This is a genomic window from Ruegeria sp. CF3, from assembly GCF_056537365.1.
Genome location: NZ_JBQFRK010000003.1, coordinates 360,905 through 383,017, shown reverse-complemented (window position 1 = coordinate 383,017; position 22,113 = coordinate 360,905). Strand labels below are relative to the sequence as shown.

Annotated in this window: 20 protein-coding genes; 8 read left to right on the top strand and 12 right to left on the bottom strand. The window is 57.0% G+C overall.

Annotated elements, in window-relative coordinates:
- Positions 1 to 430: 430 nt before the first annotated feature.
- Positions 431 to 1,582 (top strand): DcaP family trimeric outer membrane transporter, encoded by a 1,152-nt coding sequence (locus ACR0KC_RS13485; RefSeq protein ID WP_480752420.1) that lies wholly within the window; start codon positions 431 to 433, stop codon positions 1,580 to 1,582.
- A gap of 86 nt (positions 1,583 to 1,668) precedes the next feature.
- On the opposite strand, the gene ACR0KC_RS13480 is transcribed toward ACR0KC_RS13485, so the two are convergent.
- The 3 genes from ACR0KC_RS13480 to ACR0KC_RS13470 all read right to left on the bottom strand — a co-directional run bounded on the left by ACR0KC_RS13480 (position 1,669) and on the right by ACR0KC_RS13470 (position 4,199).
- Positions 1,669 to 2,022 (bottom strand): hypothetical protein, encoded by a 354-nt coding sequence (locus ACR0KC_RS13480; protein ID WP_170392151.1) that lies wholly within the window; start codon positions 2,020 to 2,022, stop codon positions 1,669 to 1,671.
- Positions 2,023 to 2,158: 136 nt separating this feature from the next.
- Complete coding sequence (locus tag ACR0KC_RS13475) at positions 2,159 to 2,638, bottom strand: DUF6497 family protein (protein WP_480562390.1); 480 nt, start codon at positions 2,636 to 2,638, stop codon at positions 2,159 to 2,161.
- Between the two features lie 28 nt (positions 2,639 to 2,666).
- Positions 2,667 to 4,199 (bottom strand): acyl-CoA carboxylase subunit beta, encoded by a 1,533-nt coding sequence (locus ACR0KC_RS13470; protein WP_480771952.1) that lies wholly within the window; start codon positions 4,197 to 4,199, stop codon positions 2,667 to 2,669.
- A gap of 181 nt (positions 4,200 to 4,380) precedes the next feature.
- On the opposite strand from ACR0KC_RS13470, the gene ACR0KC_RS13465 reads away from it, so the two are divergent.
- Entirely contained in the window at positions 4,381 to 5,586 is a 1,206-nt protein-coding gene (locus ACR0KC_RS13465) for a multidrug effflux MFS transporter (RefSeq protein WP_480706756.1), read from the top strand.
- A gap of 64 nt (positions 5,587 to 5,650) precedes the next feature.
- A complete protein-coding gene (locus tag ACR0KC_RS13460) occupies positions 5,651 to 7,051 on the top strand; it encodes a helix-turn-helix transcriptional regulator (RefSeq protein WP_170392156.1) in 1,401 nt (466 codons plus the stop codon).
- A 56-nt stretch (positions 7,052 to 7,107) separates the two neighbouring features.
- On the opposite strand, the gene ACR0KC_RS13455 is transcribed toward ACR0KC_RS13460, so the two are convergent.
- The 6 genes from ACR0KC_RS13455 to ACR0KC_RS13430 form a co-directional block, all read right to left on the bottom strand.
- On the bottom strand, positions 7,108 to 7,347 hold the full coding sequence (locus ACR0KC_RS13455; RefSeq protein WP_170392158.1) for an HP1242/YdcH family protein: 240 nt from the start codon (positions 7,345 to 7,347) through the stop codon (positions 7,108 to 7,110).
- A 133-nt stretch (positions 7,348 to 7,480) separates the two neighbouring features.
- Positions 7,481 to 9,139 carry a choline dehydrogenase gene (betA, locus tag ACR0KC_RS13450; RefSeq protein ID WP_170647960.1) on the bottom strand — a complete coding sequence of 553 codons (1,659 nt, stop codon included), beginning with the start codon at positions 9,137 to 9,139 and terminating at the stop codon, positions 7,481 to 7,483.
- An 88-nt stretch (positions 9,140 to 9,227) separates the two neighbouring features.
- The gene (gene betC / locus ACR0KC_RS13445; protein WP_480771951.1) at positions 9,228 to 10,736 is read right to left on the bottom strand and encodes a choline-sulfatase; all 1,509 of its coding nucleotides are present in this window, start codon (positions 10,734 to 10,736) and stop codon (positions 9,228 to 9,230) included.
- Positions 10,733 to 11,305 carry a choline-binding transcriptional repressor BetI gene (betI, locus tag ACR0KC_RS13440; protein ID WP_170392164.1) on the bottom strand — a complete coding sequence of 191 codons (573 nt, stop codon included), beginning with the start codon at positions 11,303 to 11,305 and terminating at the stop codon, positions 10,733 to 10,735. The genes betC and betI overlap by 4 nt, the downstream gene beginning before the upstream one ends.
- Positions 11,306 to 11,362: 57 nt before the next feature.
- Entirely contained in the window at positions 11,363 to 12,295 is a 933-nt protein-coding gene (locus ACR0KC_RS13435; protein WP_480771950.1) for a DMT family transporter, read from the bottom strand.
- Positions 12,296 to 12,335: 40 nt separating this feature from the next.
- Positions 12,336 to 12,935 carry a LysE/ArgO family amino acid transporter gene (locus ACR0KC_RS13430; protein WP_170420740.1) on the bottom strand — a complete coding sequence of 200 codons (600 nt, stop codon included), beginning with the start codon at positions 12,933 to 12,935 and terminating at the stop codon, positions 12,336 to 12,338.
- A gap of 84 nt (positions 12,936 to 13,019) precedes the next feature.
- Here ACR0KC_RS13430 and ACR0KC_RS13425 point away from each other — a divergent pair, with 84 nt between their 5' ends.
- Positions 13,020 to 13,913 (top strand): LysR family transcriptional regulator ArgP, encoded by an 894-nt coding sequence (locus ACR0KC_RS13425; RefSeq protein ID WP_170420738.1) that lies wholly within the window; start codon positions 13,020 to 13,022, stop codon positions 13,911 to 13,913.
- On the opposite strand, the gene ACR0KC_RS13420 is transcribed toward ACR0KC_RS13425, so the two are convergent.
- Complete coding sequence (locus tag ACR0KC_RS13420) at positions 13,910 to 15,184, bottom strand: MFS transporter (protein WP_480771949.1); 1,275 nt, start codon at positions 15,182 to 15,184, stop codon at positions 13,910 to 13,912. The two genes, ACR0KC_RS13425 and ACR0KC_RS13420, sit on opposite strands and share 4 nt — an antisense overlap.
- Before the next feature lie 172 nt (positions 15,185 to 15,356).
- Positions 15,357 to 16,097, bottom strand: a complete 741-nt coding sequence (locus ACR0KC_RS13415) for a YebC/PmpR family DNA-binding transcriptional regulator (protein ID WP_170392173.1) — start codon at positions 16,095 to 16,097, stop codon at positions 15,357 to 15,359.
- Positions 16,098 to 16,207: 110 nt separating this feature from the next.
- Between ACR0KC_RS13415 and ACR0KC_RS13410 the strand changes: the two genes are divergently transcribed.
- From ACR0KC_RS13410 to ACR0KC_RS13395, 4 genes are all read left to right on the top strand, one after another.
- Positions 16,208 to 17,980 (top strand): SLC13 family permease, encoded by a 1,773-nt coding sequence (locus ACR0KC_RS13410; RefSeq protein WP_170732952.1) that lies wholly within the window; start codon positions 16,208 to 16,210, stop codon positions 17,978 to 17,980.
- 16 nt (positions 17,981 to 17,996) lie between these two features.
- Positions 17,997 to 18,731 carry a glutamine amidotransferase gene (locus ACR0KC_RS13405; RefSeq protein ID WP_170594678.1) on the top strand — a complete coding sequence of 245 codons (735 nt, stop codon included), beginning with the start codon at positions 17,997 to 17,999 and terminating at the stop codon, positions 18,729 to 18,731.
- Between the two features lie 72 nt (positions 18,732 to 18,803).
- Positions 18,804 to 19,661: a bile acid:sodium symporter family protein gene (locus tag ACR0KC_RS13400; RefSeq protein ID WP_480706771.1), complete on the top strand. Its 858-nt coding sequence runs from the start codon at positions 18,804 to 18,806 to the stop codon at positions 19,659 to 19,661.
- An 11-nt stretch (positions 19,662 to 19,672) separates the two neighbouring features.
- Positions 19,673 to 21,334 carry an FAD-binding dehydrogenase gene (locus tag ACR0KC_RS13395; RefSeq protein ID WP_480771948.1) on the top strand — a complete coding sequence of 554 codons (1,662 nt, stop codon included), beginning with the start codon at positions 19,673 to 19,675 and terminating at the stop codon, positions 21,332 to 21,334.
- On the opposite strand, the gene ACR0KC_RS13390 is transcribed toward ACR0KC_RS13395, so the two are convergent.
- A complete protein-coding gene (locus ACR0KC_RS13390) occupies positions 21,335 to 22,081 on the bottom strand; it encodes a YbaY family lipoprotein (protein WP_170625249.1) in 747 nt (248 codons plus the stop codon). It lies immediately after the preceding gene.
- Positions 22,082 to 22,113: the final 32 nt, after the last annotated feature.

Here is a 22,113-nt window from a genome sequence, read left to right as displayed (position 1 = left end):
GCAAAGTAGAGCCGCACGGCCCAATCACTGTGCACAGCACAATTCTGGCCGCCAACCAGTTATTGTTTCCATCTGAGATTCCGGCTGAAACCTGCCCATCCAGCGCGGCACCACGCAGATTTGCGCCGACGTCGTAATCGCCCGGACAGCGACGACTACGTCTGAAATCCGTCACGTTCCTGTTACAAATCGAAGACTTGTAGCGAGGCAGTGCGCGAGGCACCTCACGCAACATCACTACAAACTCACGCAAAAATCCTTCCGGTGACAGTAACTTAGATTCCGGTTTCACCGCAGTGTGAAACGTCACATGTCTACCGACACTTTTGCTTGAAAAATTGAGAGCATCTTCTCTCAACTTGGTGATTTCCCAAGAATTCAGTTGCGTGGAACGGTGCCCCTGCACACTCGCACACAAGGAACTATCCATATGATAACAAAGGGTAAAACTGCTATCTTGCTTGCTGCCAGCGCGCTTTCCGTGACCGGTATGCAAGCCTTGGCGCAAGATGCACAAACTCAGGCTGAACTGGATGCACTGCGCGCCCGGGTCGAAGCGCTGGAATCCTCCAATCCCGGGTCTGGTACTGGGGATCTGCAGATCGGCAACACCACTCTGGACGTCTACGGTTATGTCAAAGCCGACTTCTTCTATGACTTCGAATACGATCAGGGCGACACCGCATTCGTAAACGTGATTGGTGAACCCTCGGCCGAGACAGATGGTACGTTTGGCGCCACAGTCCGTCAGTCTCGTATCGGGCTGCGCACCAGCACGCCTTCGGGAATCGGTGACATTCAGGGCCAGATCGAAGTCGATGCCTTCGGCTCGGACGGAACCGCCGAATTCCGAATTCGTCATGCCAATATCCGAATTGGGGAACAATGGCTGATCGGACAATACTGGACCAATTTCCAACCTCTGGACACCTACCCGACCTCGGTGGAATTTAACGGGCCGGTCGGGATCGCTTTCGCGCGCGTACCGCAGGTGCGCTACACCAACAATATCGGATCGAATACCACCTTCGCCGTTTCCGTTGAAGAAAACGTCGGCGGCTCGGATTCGGATGATCCCGTGCTGACTGGTTCGGTCGAATACAACGATGGCAAATACATCGCTCGTGCCTCGGCGCTCTACGGCAAGGCGCAATCCGGCGACGTCGAGGTCGATCAGACCGGTTTCTCTTTGTCGGGCTCGATCCGACCGTGGGAAGGTGGGTTGTTTCAGGTCAACTATGTCAACGGCGAGGCACTTGGCCCCTACCTGATCGGCTTGGGTGACGCAGTCGTCGGGGGTCAGGCCAACGATGTTGATGGCTACACCATCGAATTCCGTCAGGACCTGAGTTCCAAATGGAACGTCGGCATCGCCTATGGCAAGGAAGACTACGACCTGCCTACATCGACCGGTACTTTGTCGTTCACCGAGCTTGAGACGATCCACGTCAATGCCTTTTACAAGGCGACAGACAACCTGACGCTCAGCGCCGAATACATCTATGGAGAGCGGAACGATACAATTTCCGGCGACACATTCGACGGCAATCGTGTCCAGTTGGCCGCGCAACTCAACTTCTGATGAAAACAGCCTACCCTGCCCATTAGTGGGCAGGGTTCCAGTGTCACTGATCATCTGAGTGTTATGTGCGGCAGCCCCGGTCACAATCAGCGCACTCCGTCGAACACGTCAGGGAAAGATTGGCGCGCGGCGTCCAGATTGATCACCAGCAGAGCATCATAGCTTGCAGGATCAAACGGGTCTTCGGCGGCGACAACCTCGCGCCCGAACAGCCAACTTAGACGGCCCGCGTCCAGATTGCCCCGCTCAAAGGGCTGATCACCAAAGTGCGCCCATAACGCCTCAATAAACGCGACATCTGCGCGCTTGTCGGCGGGTTTGCGATCGCGAAAGCGTTCTCGCTGGGTCAGCGGCGTAACGCCCTTGGGATTGGCCCGCCGAATGGTGAACTGGAAATCTGTTCCGGGCAAACGTCCGGGGAAACCGCGATGTTTCAGCATTGCGAAACCTCAACGGACAAGTTCCAGATATGGCAGGCCATCGGACATGCCTGCGGGATTGAAGTGATCATGCGAACCTCCAGAGCTGCATCACTGTATCGGGACACTCTGAGACCGTGACATTGTTGGTTCATGGTCAGAGCCCCTCCCAGATACACCGGGATTGATCCAGCCGGTAGGCTTCGAAGAATTGCGTTGCGTCAGGTTCGGAGGTGCCGAACGCCACCGGTCTGTCCGAAAACGAAATCACGATCCGGGCAGGCTGCAATTCGTGCTGGGCCACGTAAGGCACCGCCAGTGTTTCACACAAATGCTCCATGTCGACTACGGCGACATCATATGTGATACGACCTGCAGTCGATCCGATCTTGGGTGCAATGAACCGAAACCGCACCCAAAGCTCACCCGGATTGGTGTCCAGAAGCACATCGCTAAGCTCGACCGGTTGACCCGATGGCACGGGCAGCAGGTTTGAGGCCAGCGCCGAACCTACTCCGACCAGCAACGTAATAACCCCGGCGCATCCCCGGATCCGCCAGCGGCGGCCTCCTTCCTCCGGGGGAGCGTGCAGAGTGGTTGCAACCTGCACGGTCTTATGTCCGGTCAATCGGGGCATTTACGGCTCGGGCCTCCTCGGCGGGCATTTACAGCGGGATATTGTCGTGCTTTTTCCAAGGGTTCTTCAGTTGCTTACCGCGCAGGCTCGCAAATGCACGTGATACACGGCGGCGGGTCGATTGTGGCATGATCACCTCGTCGATAAAGCCGCGCTCGGCCGCGACGAAGGGATTTGCGAACCGGTCCTCGTAGTCCTGAGTGTGTTTCGCAATCTTGTCGGCGTCGCCCAGATCGGCGCGGTGGATGATTTCGGTCGCGCCCTTTGCGCCCATCACCGCGATCTCAGCCGTGGGCCACGCATAGTTGAAGTCGCCGCGCAGGTGTTTGGAGGCCATAACATCATACGCGCCACCGTAGGCCTTACGCGTGATTACGGTGACCTTTGGCACGGTCGCTTCGCCATAAGCAAATAGCAGTTTCGCGCCGTGCTTGATCACGCCGCCATACTCCTGCGAAGTGCCCGGCAGAAAGCCCGGAACATCAACAAGCGTCAGGATCGGGATTTCAAAGCAATCACAGAACCGCACGAACCGGGCCGCTTTTCGGGAACTATCGATGTCCAAACATCCTGCCAATACCATGGGTTGGTTGGCCACGACGCCCACGGTCTGCCCTTCAAGCCGGATAAAACCGGTGATGATGTTCTTAGCGTAGTCTTCCTGAATCTCGTAAAAATCACCCTCATCCGCCACTTTGGTGATCAGTTCCTTCATGTCGTACGGCATGTTCGGATTGTCCGGGATCAGCGTATCCAGCGATGTCTCGACCCGGTCAGGGCTGTCAAAAAACGGACGAACCGGCGGTTTCTCGCGATTGTTGAGCGGAAGGAAATCGACAAGACGGCGCACCTCGGCCAGCGCCTCCACATCGTTTTCAAACGCGCCATCAGCGACCGACGACTTTTTGGTGTGGGTTGAAGCCCCTCCCAGTTCCTCCGCCGTCACGACCTCATTGGTGACGGTCTTTACAACGTCTGGGCCGGTCACGAACATGTACGAGGTGTCTTTGACCATGAAGATGAAGTCGGTCATTGCAGGACTGTAAACCGCACCACCTGCGCACGGCCCCATAATCACGCTGATCTGCGGAACAACGCCTGAGGCCATGATATTACGCTGGAACACCTCAGCATATCCGGCCAATGAAGCGACGCCCTCCTGAATCCGCGCGCCGCCCGAGTCGTTGATCCCGATCACCGGCGCTCCGTTTTGAACTGCCATGTCCATGATCTTGCAAATCTTCTGCGCATGGGTTTCTGACAGAGAGCCACCGAATACGGTGAAGTCCTGGCTGAAGACGTAGACCATTCGACCATTGATCGTACCCCAGCCTGTGACCACCCCATCACCAGCAGGCTTTTGTTTCTCCATCCCGAAATCAGTGCAGCGATGGCTGACAAACATGTCAAACTCTTCAAAGCTGCCTTCGTCTACCAGCAACTCGATCCGTTCGCGTGCCGTCAGCTTTCCGCGGGCGTGTTGCGAGTCGATGCGTTTTTGCCCGCCACCCAATCGCGCGTTGTTGCGACGGCCTTCGAGCTCGGAAAGGATGTCTTTCATGTCGGTAGTCTCCCAAGAGAATTTGCGCGACCATAACGAGTTGGGATCGGCGGCCAAAGAAGTTTTCGGCAAATTTGCAAATATTTGGCAACACTATTTGAGATAACTGCAAATTTGTTAATTAACACAACAAGCCAAACTGCCGATGGCATTTCCTGCGATCAGGGTCTAAAGGTAAACCATGCAGTTCAGTTCACCCTCTGTCAGCCGCACGCCCCCCACGCTTGCAACACTCGTTTTGTTGTCAGGATTGTCGGCACTGAGCATGAATCTGTATCTGCCCAGCCTTCCCTTTATGGCGACGTATTTTCAGACTGATTACAAGGTGATGCAGCTTTCGATCGCGCTTTATCTTCTGGTCAACGCGGCACTGCAAATCTTAATAGGACCCATTGCCGATAAGGCCGGACGTCGGCCTGTACTGCTGTGGGGACTCGCCCTTTTTCTGCTTGCAACGCTGGGGTGTATATACGCCCCAAATGTCGAGACCTTTCTGGCCTTCAGAATGTTTCAGGCCGTCATTGTCGTTGGTATTGTCTTAAGTCGTGCGGCTGTGCGGGACATGTACGAACAGGACCAGGCTGCTTCGATGCTCGGATATGTCACCATGGGGATGGCAGTCGTCCCGATGATCGGCCCTGCTGTCGGCGGGCTTCTCGAAGAAACTTTTGGCTGGAAAGCCAATTTCTGGCTACCCTTTGCCCTTGCGGCGCTAGCGCTGGTGCTGACCTACCAAGATTTTGGCGAAACCGCCGCCGCAAGCGGCAAAACACTGATGCAGCAATTTCGCGAATATCCTGAATTGCTGAAATCGCCCCGCTTCTGGGGCTATTCCCTGTCCTCAGCTTTCTCTTCAGGCGCGTTCTTTGCCTATCTCGGGGGCGCACCCTATATCGGGACCGAAGTTTTCGGCATGACAGCCGCCGAGGTCGGCATCTACTTTGGCGCGCCTGCGATTGGCTATTTCTTCGGTAACTTCATCAGCGGTCGATTCTCGGTTCGCTTCGGCGTCAACCGAATGGTGCGTTGGGGATGCTGGCTGAATGCAATTGGCGTGGCCCTATCAGCTTTGTTGTTCCTAGTGGATTTGGGAACGGCGCTCAGCTTCTTTGGCCTGATGACCTTCGTCGGGTTGGGTAACGGCATGGCGATCCCGAATGCGACTGCCGGATCGCTTTCGGTCCGCCCGCATCTGGCGGCCACAGCATCTGGCCTGAGCGGTGCAATCATGTTGGGCGGCGGCGCGGCACTCAGCGCATTGGCAGGCGCATTGCTGACGCATGAGACAGGCGCGATGCCTCTGCTTTGGCTGATGCTGGCAACCGCCGCCCTGGCAATCTGCGCGATCAGCGTTGTTATCTGGCGCGAACGGCAATTGGGTCTGTAGACGGCTTGCGCGAAAGGGTTTGCAAAGTTAGCCTGCAGATTCAGTAAAGCTGCAAAGAACCGCCATGGCCACTCAGAAACTATACGCTGGCGCCAAGCTGCGCGAAATGCGCACACGCCTGACCCTCACGCAGAAGGATTTCGCCGCAAAACTGGGCGTTTCACTGCCCTATTTGAACCAGATGGAGAATAACAACCGGCCGATCTCGACAACCGTTGTTCTGGCACTGGCGCAAGAGTTTGGTATGGATGTGACCGAACTCAGCACAGGGGATAGCGAACGATTGGTTTCGGACATGCGCGAAGCACTGGCCGATCCGGTGTTCGCCGAAACGGCGCCCCCTCTGGCTGATCTCAGGCTCACCGCTTCAAATGCGCCCGCGCTTGCACGCGCGTTCATCGAGTTACACCGCGCCTATCGCCAGACCCATGAACGCCTCGCCTCGCTCGACGAGGCATTGGGCCGCGAGGATGCCCGTATTCAGGCCAGCCCTTGGGAAGAGGTGCGCGATTTCTTTCACTACTGCGACAATTATATTGACGCCGTTGACCGCGCCGCCGAACGCTTCGCCAGCCGTGCCGATGAAACCAGCGATATTCGGCAAGTCGCCCTGAACAGCCTGTCAGAACGCGGCATTCACGTCACTTTCGCCGACACAGAAACCTTACGCAGCTACAATGCTGGTGACAAAACCCTGCGCCTTTCCTCGCGCGCCGCACCACAAACGCAGGTCTTCCAACTATTGCTGCAGGTGGCGTTGATCAGTCAGGATAAGCTGCTTGAAGCAACGCTAGATTTCGCCCGTTTCCAAAGCGATGAGGCCCGCGCCATCGCCAAAATTGGCCTCGCCAACTATTTTGCCGGGGCTTCGCTGATGCCTTACGGCGCTTTCCTATCCGCAGCGCAGGACTATCGGCACGATTTGGAGCTGCTCAGCAACCGGTTCGGGGCGTCGATTGAACAGGTGGCGCACCGCCTGTCCACGCTACAGCGCCCCGGTGCAAAAGGAATTCCCTTCTTCTTCGTCCGCGTGGATCAGGCGGGCACAATCACTAAACGACATTCAGCCACGCGGCTTCAATTCGCCCGCTTCGGCGGCGCCTGCCCACTCTGGAATGTCCACCGGGCATTCGAGACCCCGGGTCATTTCCTGCAACAGCTAGCCGAGACACCGGATGGCGTCCGCTATATCTCATTGGCTCGTGATGTTTCAAAATCCGGGGGCTCGTTCGGTGCTCCTGTCCGCCGCTACGCCATCGCCTTGGGATGTGAGGTTCGTCATGCCGAAGCATTGGTCTACGCCGATAATCTCGACATAAACAACGCGAGCGCTTACGAGCCCATCGGCATATCATGTCGCATATGCGAGCGCCAAACCTGCCACCAAAGATCAGTCCCACCGTTAGAGCGCCGCCTGACCATCGACGCCCATAGCCGCGGCACCCTGCCTTATGAGGTCACCTGATCTTCGCCTGGCCATATATATCCTGCGAGTCCGGGGGCAGAGCCCCCGCCTAATCCTCAGCTTTTTGACAAGATCGCCCAGATCTCGTCTTTGAGCGCCGCGCGTTTCTTCCGCAAATCAACCTCGGCCAATTCCTCCATCGGTTCGACGTTGGTTTCAGCCCGATGCACGGTGCGGTTGACCTCATGATACTCATCCGCAAGTCGGGCAAAATGCGCATCCGTTTGCTTGAGCTGGCTCATCACTTCGAGCTTGTCGGGGAACTCTTCAGCCAGTTCATGCGGGGTATGAGACATCCAGTTGGCTCCTTGTTTCAGCGTTACATCCCAAGGCTAAACATGACTGTCGCACTCCGCTTTGACGCCGATCAAATTCCGAGCGCAATCATCCAGCTTTCAGGATAAATGCACGCCGTGGGTTTTGGATGTGTCAGCGCTGTGCCGTTGCCCATCTCGGACTTATCCAGGGTTGGTCGTTCGCTTTGGGCAGAGGGTCTTTCTGCAGCAAATGGTCCGACATCTTTTCACCCACCATGATCGACGGCGCGTTCAGATTGCCATTGGTGATTTGCGGGAAAATCGAGCTATCGGCGACGCGCAATCCATCCACCCCAATCACACGCCCCTGCGGGTCGACAACGGCATCCTTGTCATCCGCACGTCCCATGCGGCAAGTCCCGCAAGGGTGATAGGCGCTTTCGGCATGCTCGGCGATAAAGGCATCTAGCTCTTCGTCCGACTGAACCTCCGCCCCCGGTTGGATCTCTTTACCGGCAAAGGGTTTGAACGCCTGCTGTCCAAAGATCTCTCGGGTCAAGCGAATGCAGGTTCTGAAGTCTTCCCAATCCGCGTCATGGCTCATGTAGTTGAACCGGATCACCGGCGCGTCTTCGGCTTTGGCGGATCGCAGAGTCACAGCGCCGCGCGAGGGCGACCGCATTGGCCCCACATGCGCCTGGAATCCGTGCCCTTCGGCTGCCGCCTGCCCATCATAGCGAACCGCCATCGGCAGAAAATGATATTGTATGTCAGGATATTCCACACCCGGTTTCGAACGCACAAAGGCGGCGCTTTCAAACTGGTTCGATGCGCCAAGGCCTGTTTTGGTAAACAGCCATTGCGCTCCGATCATTCCTTTGCTGATCAGGTTCCAATGCTTGTAAAGCGTGATCGGCTGGATCGAGGCCTGCTGAATATAAAGCTCTAGGTGGTCCTGCAGATTGGCGCCGACGCCAGGGCGGTCGGCGACCACTTTGATACCGTGCTCAGCCAGGTGCGCCGCGGGTCCAACCCCCGAAAGCATCAGCAACTTAGGCGAATTGATAGACGAAGCCGCCAATACAACCTCGCGCCGCGCTGTGATCACTTCCCGTTTGCCACCCCGTATCAATTCGACCCCGGATGCGCGCCCAGATTCAATAATCACGCGCGCCGCAAGACCCCGGATGATTTCGCAGTTTTGCCGCTTGAGCGCTGGCCTAAGGTACGCATTCGCCGCCGACCAGCGCCGTCCTTTCCAGACGGTCTGCTCCATCGGCCCAAAACCTTCTTGTTTCTCACCGTTATAGTCGCCAGTGACCTCATATCCAGCCTGCTGACCTGCATCGACGAACGCCTTAAACAGCGGATTTTCACGAGGCCCTCGCGACACGTGCAGAGGTCCATCCGTGCCTCTCCAGGTGTGATCACCCCCATGGCCACCATCATGCCAGGTTTCCATGCGTTTGTAGTACGGCAGCACATCTGCGTAGGACCATCCATCTGCGCCCATCTCGGCCCAGGTGTCAAAATCTCGCGCGTGACCGCGCACATAGACCATGCCATTGATCGAAGAAGACCCTCCGATCACCTTGCCTCTGGGGCAAGCAAGTTGACGATTGTTCAGATGCGGTTCGGGCTCGGATTTGTAGCCCCAGTCATATCGCGACATATTCATCGGATAGCTTAGGGCGGCAGGCATTTGGATGAAGGGTCCAGCGTCAGTGCCGCCATGCTCGATCACCAGAACCGAGGCTCCGGCCTCACTCAGACGGTAAGCCATCGCGCAACCAGCAGAACCGGCGCCAACAATGACAAAATCTGCTTCCATATTCGTGTCTCCGTTCACCTTCGGGGCAAGATTTTTCGACGAAAAATCTCCGCACTTCCGACGGGTGCAATTTCAAAAATGTAAAGGATTACTCGCCACGCGGATAACGCTGGCTATCCTCGACATCGTTCAGGTCCATATGATTGCGCATGTACCGTTCAGACGCTTTCTGAAGAGGCTGATAGTCCCAAGGATAATAGCCACCCTGCCGTAATGCCTCATAAACCACCCAGCGCCGGGCTTGGCTGGCCCTCACATCGGCGTCAAAGCGATCCATATCCCATCGCGCCTCGGATTTAGCACGCAGTGTTTGCAAGGTGCCTGCATGTTCGGGCAGGCCAGCGAGATTTTCCATCTCATGCGGATCAGCCTCGAGATCGAACAGTTGATCGGGGTCCAATGTACAGCGATTGTATTTCCATTTGCCATAGCGCAGAGAGACTAAAGGAGCGTATGAGGCCTCGGCGGCATATTCCATTGCAACCGGCGCGGTTCGGTCTGTGCCCTTTGCCAAGGGAACAAGGTCTTCACCATCCGTCCAAGGCGAGATTTCAGCCATATCGACGCCCGCCAGCGTACCAAGCGTCGGTGTCACATCGATCGTCGAAACTGGTGTATCGATGCGACCAACTGGAAGATCGGGGGCCGAAATCATGAGCGGCACGCGGGAAGAGCCTTCGAAGAAAGTCATCTTGAACCACAACCCGCGCTCACCCAGCATGTCGCCGTGGTCGGACACGAACAGTATGATCGCCTCTTGACGCGTCGTTTCCAGAACCTCCAGTATCTCACCTATCTTGTCATCCAGATATGAGATATTGGCGAAATAGGCGCGACGGGATTTGCGAATATCCTCGGTCGTTATGTCGAAGCTGCGCCAATCATTGGCATCGAAAATACGTTTGGAATGCGGGTCCTGATTGTCATATCCCAGATCCGCGATCTGTGGCTCAAGATGCTCACAATCTTCATACAGATCCCAGTACTTGCGTCGCGCCACGTAAGGATCGTGTGGGTGCGTGAAGCTGACGGTCACACACCAGGGGCGATCATCCTTGCCGCGTGCAAGGTCATATAGCTTGGCCTTGGCGTTATAAGCGACCTCGTCATCATATTCCATCTGGTTGGAAATCTCGGCAATGCCTGCCCCAGTGACCGAGCCCATATTGTGATACCACCAGTCGATGCGCTCACCGGGTTTACGATAGTCCGGCGTCCAACCGAAATCTGCCGGGTAGATATCAGTGGTCAGACGATCTTCGAACCCGTGCAACTGGTCTGGGCCAACAAAGTGCATCTTGCCGGACAAGCAGGTGTAATATCCTGCACGACGAAGGTGGTGGGCATAGGTCGGGATATCGCTGCTGTACTCGGCGGCGTTGTCATAGACGCCAGTACGCGATGGCAGTTGACCCGACATAAAGCTCGCACGTCCCGGAGCACAGAGCGGCGAAGCAGTGTATGCATTTGCGAAACGCGTTGATCTTGCCGCCAGCTTCTTCAGGTTCGGCGCATGCAACCATTCTGCAGGACCGTCGGGGAAAAGGGTCCCGTTGAGCTGATCCACCATCAGGATCAGAATATTCGGCTTTGTCATTTTTCGGCCTCTAGGAAAACTCTCAGTACCCGCAGCGCATGGGTGACTGCCCGCTGCGGCTCTTGTGGGGAATTCAGTGCAGAGTGGATGTACAACCCATCGATCAGCGCGATCATACCTTCGGCAGCCTCGCTCGGGTCACTCATATGTGGACGCAACGCATGGATCAGGTTCGAGCGGATGCGTGCCTGATAGATTTGCCAGAGCCTCAGCGCATCATCGTTGGTTTGCGCCAAAACATAAAAAGTCATCCAAGCTGCGATAACATCCGGTGTGAAACATGATGGCGCGAAACAGGCACGAATGATGGCCTGTGCGCGCTCTTCCGGATCTGCCGTGCTGAGTTGTGCACGCGCTTCAGATCCAAAATCCGTCAGGATACGCCGCATCGCGGCTAGGAATATCTGTTCTTTGCCCCCAAAGTAATGATGCGCCAATGCACTGGACATACCTGCGCGTTTGGCGATCTGGCTAACGGTGACATCAAGGGATTTTTGCGCGCCAAGCTCGGCGATCGTCGCCTTGACGATCGCGTCCCGCCGGATCGGCTCCATTCCGAGTTTTGGCATCTTCGCCTCTTCGCCATACCTGAGTGCAAGGAAGGCTAAGCGGTTTTTATTGACTCGTCAATCAATAACGGTTCTTGGTTTCGCCGGTGGGGTCTCAGAACCTTGCGGCGGTGTGCCGCCACGGCTCAGCACGGCTTCACGCCAGGTGATGAAGCTGACGGCAGCCAGGATCAGAGTGCCTCCTGCGATTACCCAGATGTCGATGCGTTCATGGAAGGCCAAAGCGCCGAGCAAAGTGGCCCAGATCAGCTGCAGGAACGTTACTGGCTGGGTCACGGCCACCGGGGCAGCCTGCAATGCAAGCGTCATGAAATAGTGCCCCGCAGTCGCAAAGCTGGCGACGATGAAAAGTATACCAAGATCGCGCAGGCTGGGCGGCTCCCAAACCGCGACGGCGAAAGGGATAAGCGCGATGGTGACCCATATCGAAAGATGGGCAACAACGGCTGAGGGACGGATATCACGGACCATGACTTTGGCCAGCAGATAGGAACCACCAAGCGCTAGTGCAGCCCCCAGCATCGCTATGTGACCGGGCAAAATCTCGCGAAAGCCCGGGCGCAGGATGATCACTACTCCAATCACAGCAACACCAATCGCGGCGATACGACGAAAAGCTAGCTTTTCACCCAAGAACAGTGCCGCACCCACCGTGACGTAGATAGGTGTCATGTAATTCATCGCGGTCACCTCGGCGAGGGGGATGCGCGTCATCGCAAAAAACCAAAGCATGACGGCGATGGCGTGGACCATTCCGCGTAGTCCAAACAGCGTTAGATTGCGCGGGGTCAATGGAGTTCCGAGGATCGCCCGGATTGCGGGCAAAAGAAACACCAGCCCCAGGACATAGCGCAAGAATGCCGCTTGAATGGGGTTCATGCTGGTTCCCAGCGCCTTCACCAGCGCATTCATGCCCACAAAGGACAGCCCGGCCGCAAGCATCCAAAACATGCCAACAAGCGGGCGGTGCTGATCATTAGGTGAGGTCATACAAACGGTTGAACACCGAATTCTGATCCGGGACAACCCTTCACATGATAACAAGTTTCAACGCGATCATAAGCATCACGATTCCGATGATAAAATCAAGAATCTGCCATGCGCGCGGGCGTGCAAAAATCGGTGAAAGCACTCTGGCACCGTAGCCGAGCGAAAAGAAGAAAACGAAACTCGAAGTCATAGCCCCTATCGCAAACCCCATGCGATCTGAATATTGGGCCGATATCGACCCGATCAATACGACCGTATCCAGATATACATGGGGGTTGAGCCAAGTGAAGGCCAGCACGGTCAGCATGGCCGCACGCAGGCTGGTGCGCTGCCCTGTTGCGGTATCCATCACCGCCCCACCTTGCCAGGCAGACCCAAAACTTCGTAGGGCGTACCAAATCAGAAACACCGCCCCACCATAGCGCATCACCGTTTCAAACCATGGCGCGGCCTGAGCCAGGGTGCCGAACCCTGCAACACCCGCCCCGATCAGTATCGCGTCAGACACTGCGCAGGTCAGGCACAGTGCAAAGACGTGCTCGCGCCGCAGGCCTTGGCGCAGAACAAAGGCGTTCTGAGCGCCTATCGCCAATATAAGGCTAAAACTCAGGGCAAACCCGGCAATCATTGATGGGAACATGCAGCCTCCTGTCGATGCTCGTTGACTACATGGCCAGTGTGAATCTATCAAATTAATGATGATTACCCAGATTAAGTAACTCTAATGCTCCTCGACCCTCATCAGCTATCAGCATTGGCGGCGATCTTGCGACACGGCAGCTTTGAGGCCGCAGCCGCAGAGCTATCCGTCACCCCGTCGGCTATTTCGCAGAGGATCAAGGCGTTGGAGGATCGTGTTGGTGCGGCCCTCATTCATCGCGGCACCCCATGCACCGGCACTCCGGCGGGTCTGCGGATCGCCCGTCATGCCGAAGATATCGGCCTGTTGGAGGCAAAGCTGGCGCGAGAGCTGACTTTGGATCAGCGTGAAGGTCCGGTACGGGTTCGCGTCGCGCTACCGGCTGACAGTCTGGCCACATGGTTTATCGACGCGATGGCGCGCGCCGAAGACATACTGTTCGACCTTGTAATTGACGATCAGGACCATTCGGCTGACTGGCTGCGGCGTGGCGACGTAAGTGCGGCGATAACGGTGGGTGGTCAGAACATTACCGGATGCGATGCCATTGCGTTGGGCACTTTGCGCTATTTGCCGACCGCGAGCCCCGGCTTCATGCAGCGGTGGTTTTCTGATGGGGTTTCCGCCAAATCCCTGGCACAGGCCCCCTGCTTGACCTTCAACCGTAAAGATAATCTGCAGAAATCCTGGATATATGCCCAGACAGGCAGCCGTCTTTCGCCACCGTCTCACTTTCTGCCGTCCACAAATGCCTTTGTTGACGCGGCAATCGCCGGTTTAGGATGGGGTATGAACCCCGAAAGCCTTGTAAGAAGAGCGATCGCAAACGGGCAGATTTGTGAAGTAATCCCCGATGCGCCGCTCGATATCGAACTGACCTGGCAGATCGGGCGTGTCCTTGCCCCTGCCCTTGCACCCTTGACCCAAGCGGTACGTCGCGCGGCAACGCAGCAACTGATCGCGCCGGCGGCACATTAGGCCTGCGACTCTGCAGCCTTTTGCGGTTTCGCGATGCGGTAACAGCTAAAAGCCGCCCAGATGCTGGCCAGCACGATAAACACGATGGCAGCTGCAACCTCGTGCATATGTGCAACCGCAGCCAAAATTGCAGACAGTGCAACGGCAGCGAGTCTGCAGATGGATTTGATGGCTGCTGCGCCCTGAATACGTTGTTCCTTGGGCGCAACGTCTAAAAAATAAAGCTGGCGCGCGCTGGAAATTCCCGTTGTCGCCACCGAGACGACAAACAGGGCAATGGCGTGTAAGTGAACTTCGTGATCGATACCGGCATAGTGGAACGCCAACAAAACGATCCCTGTCACTGCGACCAACAAGTTGCCCGCGACCATCACGGTACGGTGTGATTTCATGTTCACCAGTTGCCACAAGGGTGCCGAGACCAGATAGCCGGACGCGGATGAGATGATCATGGCCGTCAAACCCTTGGCCGAGTTGTGATGTGCCTCGGCAGCGATGAGCGCAAAAAACGGAACCGACAGCGACACGACAACCAAAGGAAGCCGTAGAGCCATATAGCGCCGGAACCATGGCTGTTCGAACATACTTACGATGCCGGAGATGATGTTCTGCAGCGATTGACGTCCTGCACCTTTAGGTTTTCCATTACCGGACTCATCGGGGGAGATCTCAGCCATGCCGAGAATGCATAATGCTGAAAACAAGAAAAACACAACCGAGGCCGCAATCACCGCGGAATGCCGCGAGAATGGCGGGTACTCTTTCGTGATCTCGTGTATCAGCAACACCAAGCCGATGGCACAAAGACCTCCCGCGCCCAATTGGAGATAACGGATAACCATCCGGGATTTCGATTTCAGATGATCGCCCAACAAGTCAGACAGCATCAGGGATTGGCTTTCTTCAATAAGCCCAATCATGAAAAAGGCGATCACAAAGGCAATGGCCGTCAATGAGACACTGCCGGTGGCCGCGATCAAAAGGGCCATCAGAAGGCAACCGCCAATTCCGATCTCGGTCAGGGCAATCCCGCGTTTCTTCCGCGCCTGCGCAGCAATGGAGCGGGCGAAAAACACGTCCGAGATCATGCTGCCAACCATGCGGATCGACACCAATGCACCGGCAAGGAACATCGGTAACTCCAGCGAGACCGCAAGGAATGGCAATACGATAGACGGGCTGCCCAAAGTCCACGCCACTTGGGAAAGGATACTTTGGCTAGCCAGAACCGGGACATTTCGTCGGGCCGGATCAGTCGATTTACTCGCCATTTGCGATGCTCTGCATGATGTGCCTACGGTTGCCTTTCAGGTCCTTCAGCCTCAATGATCTGAGTTTAATCGCAAGAGGCTTCAGGACCAAGGCTTGTGTAAGACGCGCAACTGCAACAGAAAAACCCGGCCGCTGGGCCGGGTTTGGTTCATCTGGCGTTTGTCCGATACATCAGAGCTGCGCCATAACCTCGTCGGTCGCTTCGAAGTTAGTGGTCACGCGCTGAACGTCGTCGTCGTCTTCCAATGCATCCACCAGTTTCATCAGCTTTTGCATGTCTTCCAGACCCAACTCGGTCGTCGTTGTCGGCTTCCAGACCAGCTTGGTGGATTCGGATTCGCCCAGCGCCTCTTCCAGCGCGTTCGACACATCGTTCAGATCCGTATCTGCACACCAGATGATGTGACCGTCATCCGAGCTTTCGACATCCTCTGCCCCGGCCTCGATCGCGGCTTCGAAAATCGTATCCGCATCGCCTGCGTCTGCCTGATACACAACTTCGCCCTTGCGGTCGAACATGAACCCGACCGAGCCGGTTTCACCCAAGTTTCCACCATTCTTCGAAAAGGTCGAACGAACAGTCGAGGCGGTACGGTTGCGATTATCGGTCATCGTTTCAACAATCACGGCCACACCGTTGGGACCATAGCCCTCATACCGGATTTCTTCGTATTCATCGCCCTCGCCTGCTACGGACTTCTTGATCGCACGGTCGATCACGTCCTTGGGCACCGAATTCGACTTGGCCTCTTTCACCGCCAGACGCAGGCGCGGGTTCTTGTCGGGATCGGGGTCGCCCATCTTGGCGGCGACCGTGATCTCTTTCGACAGCTTGGAAAACAGTTTGGACCGCGCGGCGTCCTGACGTCCCTTGCGGTGTTGGATATTGGCCCATTTGGAGTGGCCTGCCATGGTGCGTCCTCGTCATCGTGATTGCGTGTTTGGCGCTCATATAGACGTTTGCGGGGCAAAGGATCAAGAGAGCGGCTTGCCCTGTCTTCGCCCGTGACTATGGTGGCGGTATGACGACAGATCAGATCATTCTTTTTTCCCTTTTCATCGCCGTTTTCGGAATGCTGCTCTGGGGGCGGTTCCGCTATGACCTTGTAGCATTCACCGCCTTGATGATCGCGGTCACGCTGGGTGTGGTGCCCGTTGACAATGCCTTTGCCGGGTTCGGGCACCCGGCCACGATCATCGTGGCGTTGGTGCTGGTGGTTTCTGCCGGTCTGGTGCGCTCGGGTGCAGTGTTCATGATCACGCGCACGCTGGTCGACGCATCGCGCGGATTGGGCGCGCATATCGCGCTAATGGGCGGCATCGGGGCGATCCTGTCGGCCTTCATGAACAACGTCGCGGCGCTGGCGCTACTGATGCCAGTCGATATCCAGACCGCGCGCAAAGCGGGGCGCCCGGTCGGCCTTAGCCTGATGCCGCTCAGCTTTGCGACGATCCTGGGAGGGATGGCCACGCTGATTGGTACGCCGCCAAATATCATCATCGCCTCGATCAGGGCTGAAACACTGGGCGAACCGTTTCACATGTTCGATTTCGCACCGGTGGGCGGATTGGCTGCAATTGCGGGGCTGGCGTTCGTCGCGCTGATCGGCTGGCGCCTCATTCCCAATCGCGGCGCGCAGGAAGAAACCTCGGAAGTTTTGGCCGAATACATCGCCGAACTGACGATCCCGCCTGAATCGCCCCATATCGGGAAACGGGTCAGTGAGCTTTATGAGGCCGCCGAGAAATCTGACGTCGCTATCATCGGCCTGATCCGGGACGGAAAGCGACGCTATGGTCGATCAACCCACGCAACCCTGCATGAAGGCGATGCGCTTGTTCTGGAAGCACGCCCCGAAGCGCTGGATGAGTTCCGCGCCGCGCTCAATCTGGATTTCTCGGACGCCCGTCGGCAGGAGGTTTTGACTGCCGAAGGCGAAGGGCTGGAAGTGGTTGAAGTCGTTGTCCCCGAAAGCGCGCGCATCACTGGGCGAACTGCGCAGGCGTTAGGACTGGCCTGGCGACAGAGTACAGTCCTGATGGGCATTTCACGCCAAGGGCGCCGGATCACCAGTCAGGTTCGCAAAACCGAGGTCGAGCCCGGCGACATCTTATTGCTGCTGTGCCCGCGCGACCGAGCACCCGATGTCACCGAGTGGCTCGGCTGCCTGCCCCTGGCCGAGCGCGGCTTGAATGTAACCGCGAATGATAAAGCCTGGCTTGCCATCGGCCTGTTTGCCGCAGCCGTGTTGGCGGCCAGTATCGGGCTGATCTATCTGCCGATCGCACTGGGGTTCGTGGTCGTCGCCTATGTGCTGACCAAGATCATGCCGATTGCGGATATCTACAACCACATCGAATGGCCGGTGGTTGTATTGCTGGGGTCAATGATCCCATTGGGCAGCGCGCTTGAAACCTCGGGCGGAACCGAGTTGATCGCCAACGCCTTGATTCAGCTGACCAACGGCCTGCCCGCCTGGGCAATCCTGACCGTACTGATGGTCGTGACGATGACCCTGTCCGATGTGTTGAACAACACAGCCACCGCCATTGTCGCCGCCCCGGTTGGCATTCAGATGGCGCGCACGCTTGAGGTGTCGCCCGATCCGTTTCTGATGACGGTGGCCGTTGCGGCGTCTGCCGCGTTTCTGACGCCCATTGGGCACAAGAACAATACGCTGGTGCTTGGTCCCGGAGGATACCGTTTTGGTGATTACTGGCGCATGGGGCTGCCGCTGGAAATCCTGATCATCGCGGTCTCGATCCCCGCGATCCTTGTGTTCTGGCCGCTTTGATGGCTAAAGGCTGTTTATGAAACGCTTTCTGATCCTGCAACTGCGCCCGGAAACCGATGCATCGGATGCCGAATATGCCTCGATACTGGACAAAACCGGGCTGAGCCCTGCGCAAACTCATCGCATCCGGCTGGATTGCGAAGACCTGCCCGAAGGGTTGGATGTCGTCGATTACGCTGGTGTCATCGTGGGTGGGGGTCCCGGCTGCGTTAGCGACGATCCGACCACCAAATCCGCGCTGGATGCAAAGATCGAAGGCGCGATCATGAGACTGATGCCCCAGATCACTGCGAAAGATCACCCGTTCATGGGCTGCTGCTATGGCTTGGGTATTCTCGCCGTACATTTGGGCGGAGATGTCAGCAAACGGCAATTTGGCGAACCGGTCGGACCGTCCGACTGCCGTCTGACAGAAGATGGCGCTCAAGACCCCTTGACCGCAGGCCTAAAGCCGAAATTCGAAGCGTTTGTGGGACATAAGGAAGCCGTACAGCTACTGCCGGATGGCTGCGTTCATCTGGTAGCGTCTGACCCCTGCCCGTTTCAGATGATCCGCTGGGGGCAGAATGTCTATGCCACCCAATTCCACCCCGAAGCGGACGCCAAAGATTTTGAACAGCGGATCAACATCTACAAGGACCACGGCTATTTTCCGCCAGAGGATGCGCAAAGCTTGATCGATATGTGCCATGCCGCAGACGTTACGGAGCCGGGTGAAATCCTGCGCCGGTTTGCTCAACGCTACGGGTGACCCAACGGCGTTGTTGCCTGATCTACGACCCCTCGCATAGGCTGGCCCGAATGACTTTGGGAGGAGTTGTTCTTGGACCTGCTTATCAACGTTGGCCTGCCCATTTCGCTGGCCATTATCATGTTGTCACTGGGGATCGGGCTAGAAGCCGCCGATTTCCGCCGAGTTTTGGCGCGGGGGTACCCCTTCGCCATTGGCGCCATCAGTCAAGTTGTGCTGATACCATTGGCTGCCTTCGCGACGGTCACTCTGTTCGGACTGCCCGCTGAAATCGCCGTGGGTGTCATGCTTTTAAGCTTTTGCCCCGGTGGGGTCACCAGCAACATCCTCGCAAAATTTGCCAAAGGTGATGTGGCGCTGTCGGTCAGCCTGACAGCGGTGATCAGCCTGCTGTCCATCGCGACCGTCCCCATTCTGGCCGCATGGTCCATAGATCATTTCATGGGCGAGGCCGCACCCAAAGTTTCGATCAGCGCATTAGCCACCGCGCTGTTCCTGATCACGACCCTTCCAGTCGCCATTGGCGTCGCCATACGTCACTTTGCAAGGGGGTTCGCCATTCGGGTCGACGGCCCGCTTTCGACGCTCGCATCGATACTGTTCGTGCTGATCGTCGCGGCGGCACTGGCCGGAAACTGGCAGTTCTTCATCCAAAACCTCAGCTCGATTGGGGCAGCTCTGATCGCGTTGAACGTTGCGCTTTTGCTGATCGGTCTGGGGCTGGCGCGCATCGCCAATCTGACATGGAGTGAGGCGAAAACGATCTCGGTCGAGACTGGCATTCAGAATTCGGCGATGGGAATTACGCTGGCAGCTTTGATCACCGGCACCACGACCGGCTTCAGCCCACTTGCCGTTCCTGCCGCCGTTTATGGTATCACGATGTATGTGGTCGTAACCCCCTTCATCCTTTGGTTCCGCAGCCGCTGAAAGGACATCCGATGACCAATAACACCGCAGATGCGATCGTGATCGGAGGCGGCCTTGCGGGCCTCTCGGCGGCGGCCGAATTGGGCGACCGGGGCAAGCGGGTGATCGTGCTGGATCAGGAGCCCGAGCATTTTCTGGGTGGACAGGCGTTTTGGAGCCTCGGCGGCCTGTTCATGGTCGACACCCCCGAGCAACGTCGCATGGGCATCCGCGACAGCCACGATCTGGCGCTGCGCGACTGGATGGGCAGCGCGCAGTTTGACCGCGACGAAGACAACTGGCCCCGCAAATGGGCTGAAGCCTATGTAGAGTTCGCCGCAGGTGAAATGCGTCCCTGGCTGCAAGACATGGGGCTGCGCTGGTTTCCCGTCGTGGGCTGGGCCGAACGCGGAGGGTCTTATGCGGACGGCCATGGCAACTCGGTCCCGCGCTTTCACATCACTTGGGGAACCGGCCCAGGTGTACTTGAGCATTTTATTCGCCGCGTCCGCGCGCATGTCGACGCCGGGTTGATCCAATTGAAGTTCCGTCACCAAGTCAGCCACATCATTATGCAAAATGGTTCTGCCAAAGGCGTGTCAGGGGAAGTCCTGGCCGATGACGGCATTCAAAGAGGTGGCAAGACCAACCGGGACGAAGTAGGCGAATTCGAAGTCTATGCCCCGTCGGTTATTGTCACCTCTGGTGGGATCGGTGGGAATTTTGAGATGGTGAGACAGAACTGGCCCCGCGACCGGCTGGGTGAACCGCCCAAAGATATGGTGGCAGGCGTTCCGTTTCATGTCGATGGCCGCATGATCCCGATCAGCGAGAAAGCTGGCGGACATGTCATCAACGGCGACAGAATGTGGCATTACACTGAAGGTGTGCGCAATTGGGATCCGATCTGGCCCGCGCACGGTATACGTATTCTACCCGGCCCAAGTTCGATGTGGTTCGATGCGCGCGGCAATCGCCTGCACCCCCCTTGCTTGCCGGGGTTCGATACGCTGGGAACGCTGAAAGAGATCCTGAAAACCGGATATGAATATAGCTGGTTCGTTCTGACCCAGAAGATCATCAAAAAGGAATTTGCGCTATCGGGGTCCGAGCAGAACCCGGATTTCACTTCGGGCAGCTGGAAAGAGGTGATCCGTCAGCGCATCCTGTCTGGCACCAAGGCGACTGGCCCGGTCGAGGCATTCAAGGAAAAGGGCGAGGATTTCGTCGTCGCCAACACGCTGACTGAATTGGTCAGCGGCATGAACCAATTAGGCGGAGGTCTGATAGACGAGACGCATTTGCGCACCCAGATCGAGGCACGGGATTCTCAGGTCGACAATCCGTTTTCCAAAGACGCCCAGATGATGGCCATCCTTGCGGCACGCAATTATCGGGGCGACAAGCTGATCCGGACGGCCAAACCGCACAAGTTCCTCGATCCATCAAACGGCCCGCTAATCGCGGTCAAGCTGCACGTACTGACCCGCAAGACACTGGGCGGGCTGCAGACCAATCTTGACAGTCAGATGATCGGCGCCAATGGACAAATCGTCCCCGGCTTGTTTGCAGCCGGAGAGGTCGCGGGCTTTGGCGGTGGCGGCTATCACGGGTACAACGCGCTAGAGGGCACGTTTCTGGGCGGTTGCATCTTCTCGGGTCGCAACGCAGGAAGGTCCCGCGCAGTGGCCTGATTACTGGGTGCGCACGAATTTCAGTATCGGCTCACCTGCAGCATCGAGCAAAACCATGCTGTCACCGGCAACGGCATAGCTCGTCACGTTTTGCAGGGCGGCAAAGAACTGATCCTCGACCTCGTCCAGTTCTGGCGGGCACGCCATTAAAGTCGCGGCCATATTGTCTGGAAACTCAAGGCTGTTGCCGGTGATCTCGGCTTGCCCGGAAAACCGGTTGCAACCGCCCGTGCCACCGAACGCACCACCTTGGGCGAAGGAAAGCTGGGGCGGCCGTTTTGTATCGAGCACGGTTCCACCGATACCGATGGCTGTCCACTCAGTCCCTTCCAGGGTCGCGGGGCTCTGAGCACCGGCCTGCACCAGCACAAGATCTGCCGAATTGCCTTCGCCGTTGGTCAGCACGGGATGGACCGTATCCGTCGTAAACAACAGCTCACCCCCGCGATAGATCGATCCGCGTACTGCATAGGTCATACCCTCGCGGATCAGCGCGTCATCAAAAGTCAGCTCAAATTCCGAGGGCACTCCGTTCAACGCATAGCGTTGCGCCGCCAGCGTGACCGCTGCCGCATCGGCCCGAGAGATATCCTGCAATTCGACAAATAGCGTCGCATCCGGTGGCAGGGCGATCCGTTCACGGTAGGTTGCCGTGCCAGTGACTGTTCCTGCCGAGCTTTGGCTGCCCAGCAAGGCCAATACGATTGCTCCGGCCACAATGGCCTGCCCGAGTTTTGGAAAAGGCATGATCCCATCCTTTCACATTCATCTTAGGCAAA

Coding starts and splice junctions, on each gene's coding strand:
- ACR0KC_RS13425 (WP_170420738.1), top strand. CDS start 13,020: ATGCTCCTCGACCCTCATCAGCTATCAGCATTGGCGGCGATCTTGCGA.
- betA (WP_170647960.1), bottom strand. CDS start 9,139: ATGGAAGCAGATTTTGTCATTGTTGGCGCCGGTTCTGCTGGTTGCGCG.
- ACR0KC_RS13390 (WP_170625249.1), bottom strand. CDS start 22,081: ATGCCTTTTCCAAAACTCGGGCAGGCCATTGTGGCCGGAGCAATCGTA.
- ACR0KC_RS13420 (WP_480771949.1), bottom strand. CDS start 15,184: ATGGCGAGTAAATCGACTGATCCGGCCCGACGAAATGTCCCGGTTCTG.
- ACR0KC_RS13395 (WP_480771948.1), top strand. CDS start 19,673: ATGACCAATAACACCGCAGATGCGATCGTGATCGGAGGCGGCCTTGCG.
- ACR0KC_RS13405 (WP_170594678.1), top strand. CDS start 17,997: ATGAAACGCTTTCTGATCCTGCAACTGCGCCCGGAAACCGATGCATCG.
- ACR0KC_RS13460 (WP_170392156.1), top strand. CDS start 5,651: ATGGCCACTCAGAAACTATACGCTGGCGCCAAGCTGCGCGAAATGCGC.
- ACR0KC_RS13475 (WP_480562390.1), bottom strand. CDS start 2,638: ATGCCCCGATTGACCGGACATAAGACCGTGCAGGTTGCAACCACTCTG.
- ACR0KC_RS13455 (WP_170392158.1), bottom strand. CDS start 7,347: ATGTCTCATACCCCGCATGAACTGGCTGAAGAGTTCCCCGACAAGCTC.
- ACR0KC_RS13415 (WP_170392173.1), bottom strand. CDS start 16,097: ATGGCAGGCCACTCCAAATGGGCCAATATCCAACACCGCAAGGGACGT.
- betI (WP_170392164.1), bottom strand. CDS start 11,305: ATGCCAAAACTCGGAATGGAGCCGATCCGGCGGGACGCGATCGTCAAG.
- ACR0KC_RS13465 (WP_480706756.1), top strand. CDS start 4,381: ATGCAGTTCAGTTCACCCTCTGTCAGCCGCACGCCCCCCACGCTTGCA.
- ACR0KC_RS13435 (WP_480771950.1), bottom strand. CDS start 12,295: ATGACCTCACCTAATGATCAGCACCGCCCGCTTGTTGGCATGTTTTGG.
- ACR0KC_RS13480 (WP_170392151.1), bottom strand. CDS start 2,022: ATGCTGAAACATCGCGGTTTCCCCGGACGTTTGCCCGGAACAGATTTC.
- ACR0KC_RS13485 (WP_480752420.1), top strand. CDS start 431: ATGATAACAAAGGGTAAAACTGCTATCTTGCTTGCTGCCAGCGCGCTT.
- betC (WP_480771951.1), bottom strand. CDS start 10,736: ATGACAAAGCCGAATATTCTGATCCTGATGGTGGATCAGCTCAACGGG.
- ACR0KC_RS13470 (WP_480771952.1), bottom strand. CDS start 4,199: ATGAAAGACATCCTTTCCGAGCTCGAAGGCCGTCGCAACAACGCGCGA.
- ACR0KC_RS13410 (WP_170732952.1), top strand. CDS start 16,208: ATGACGACAGATCAGATCATTCTTTTTTCCCTTTTCATCGCCGTTTTC.
- ACR0KC_RS13430 (WP_170420740.1), bottom strand. CDS start 12,935: ATGTTCCCATCAATGATTGCCGGGTTTGCCCTGAGTTTTAGCCTTATA.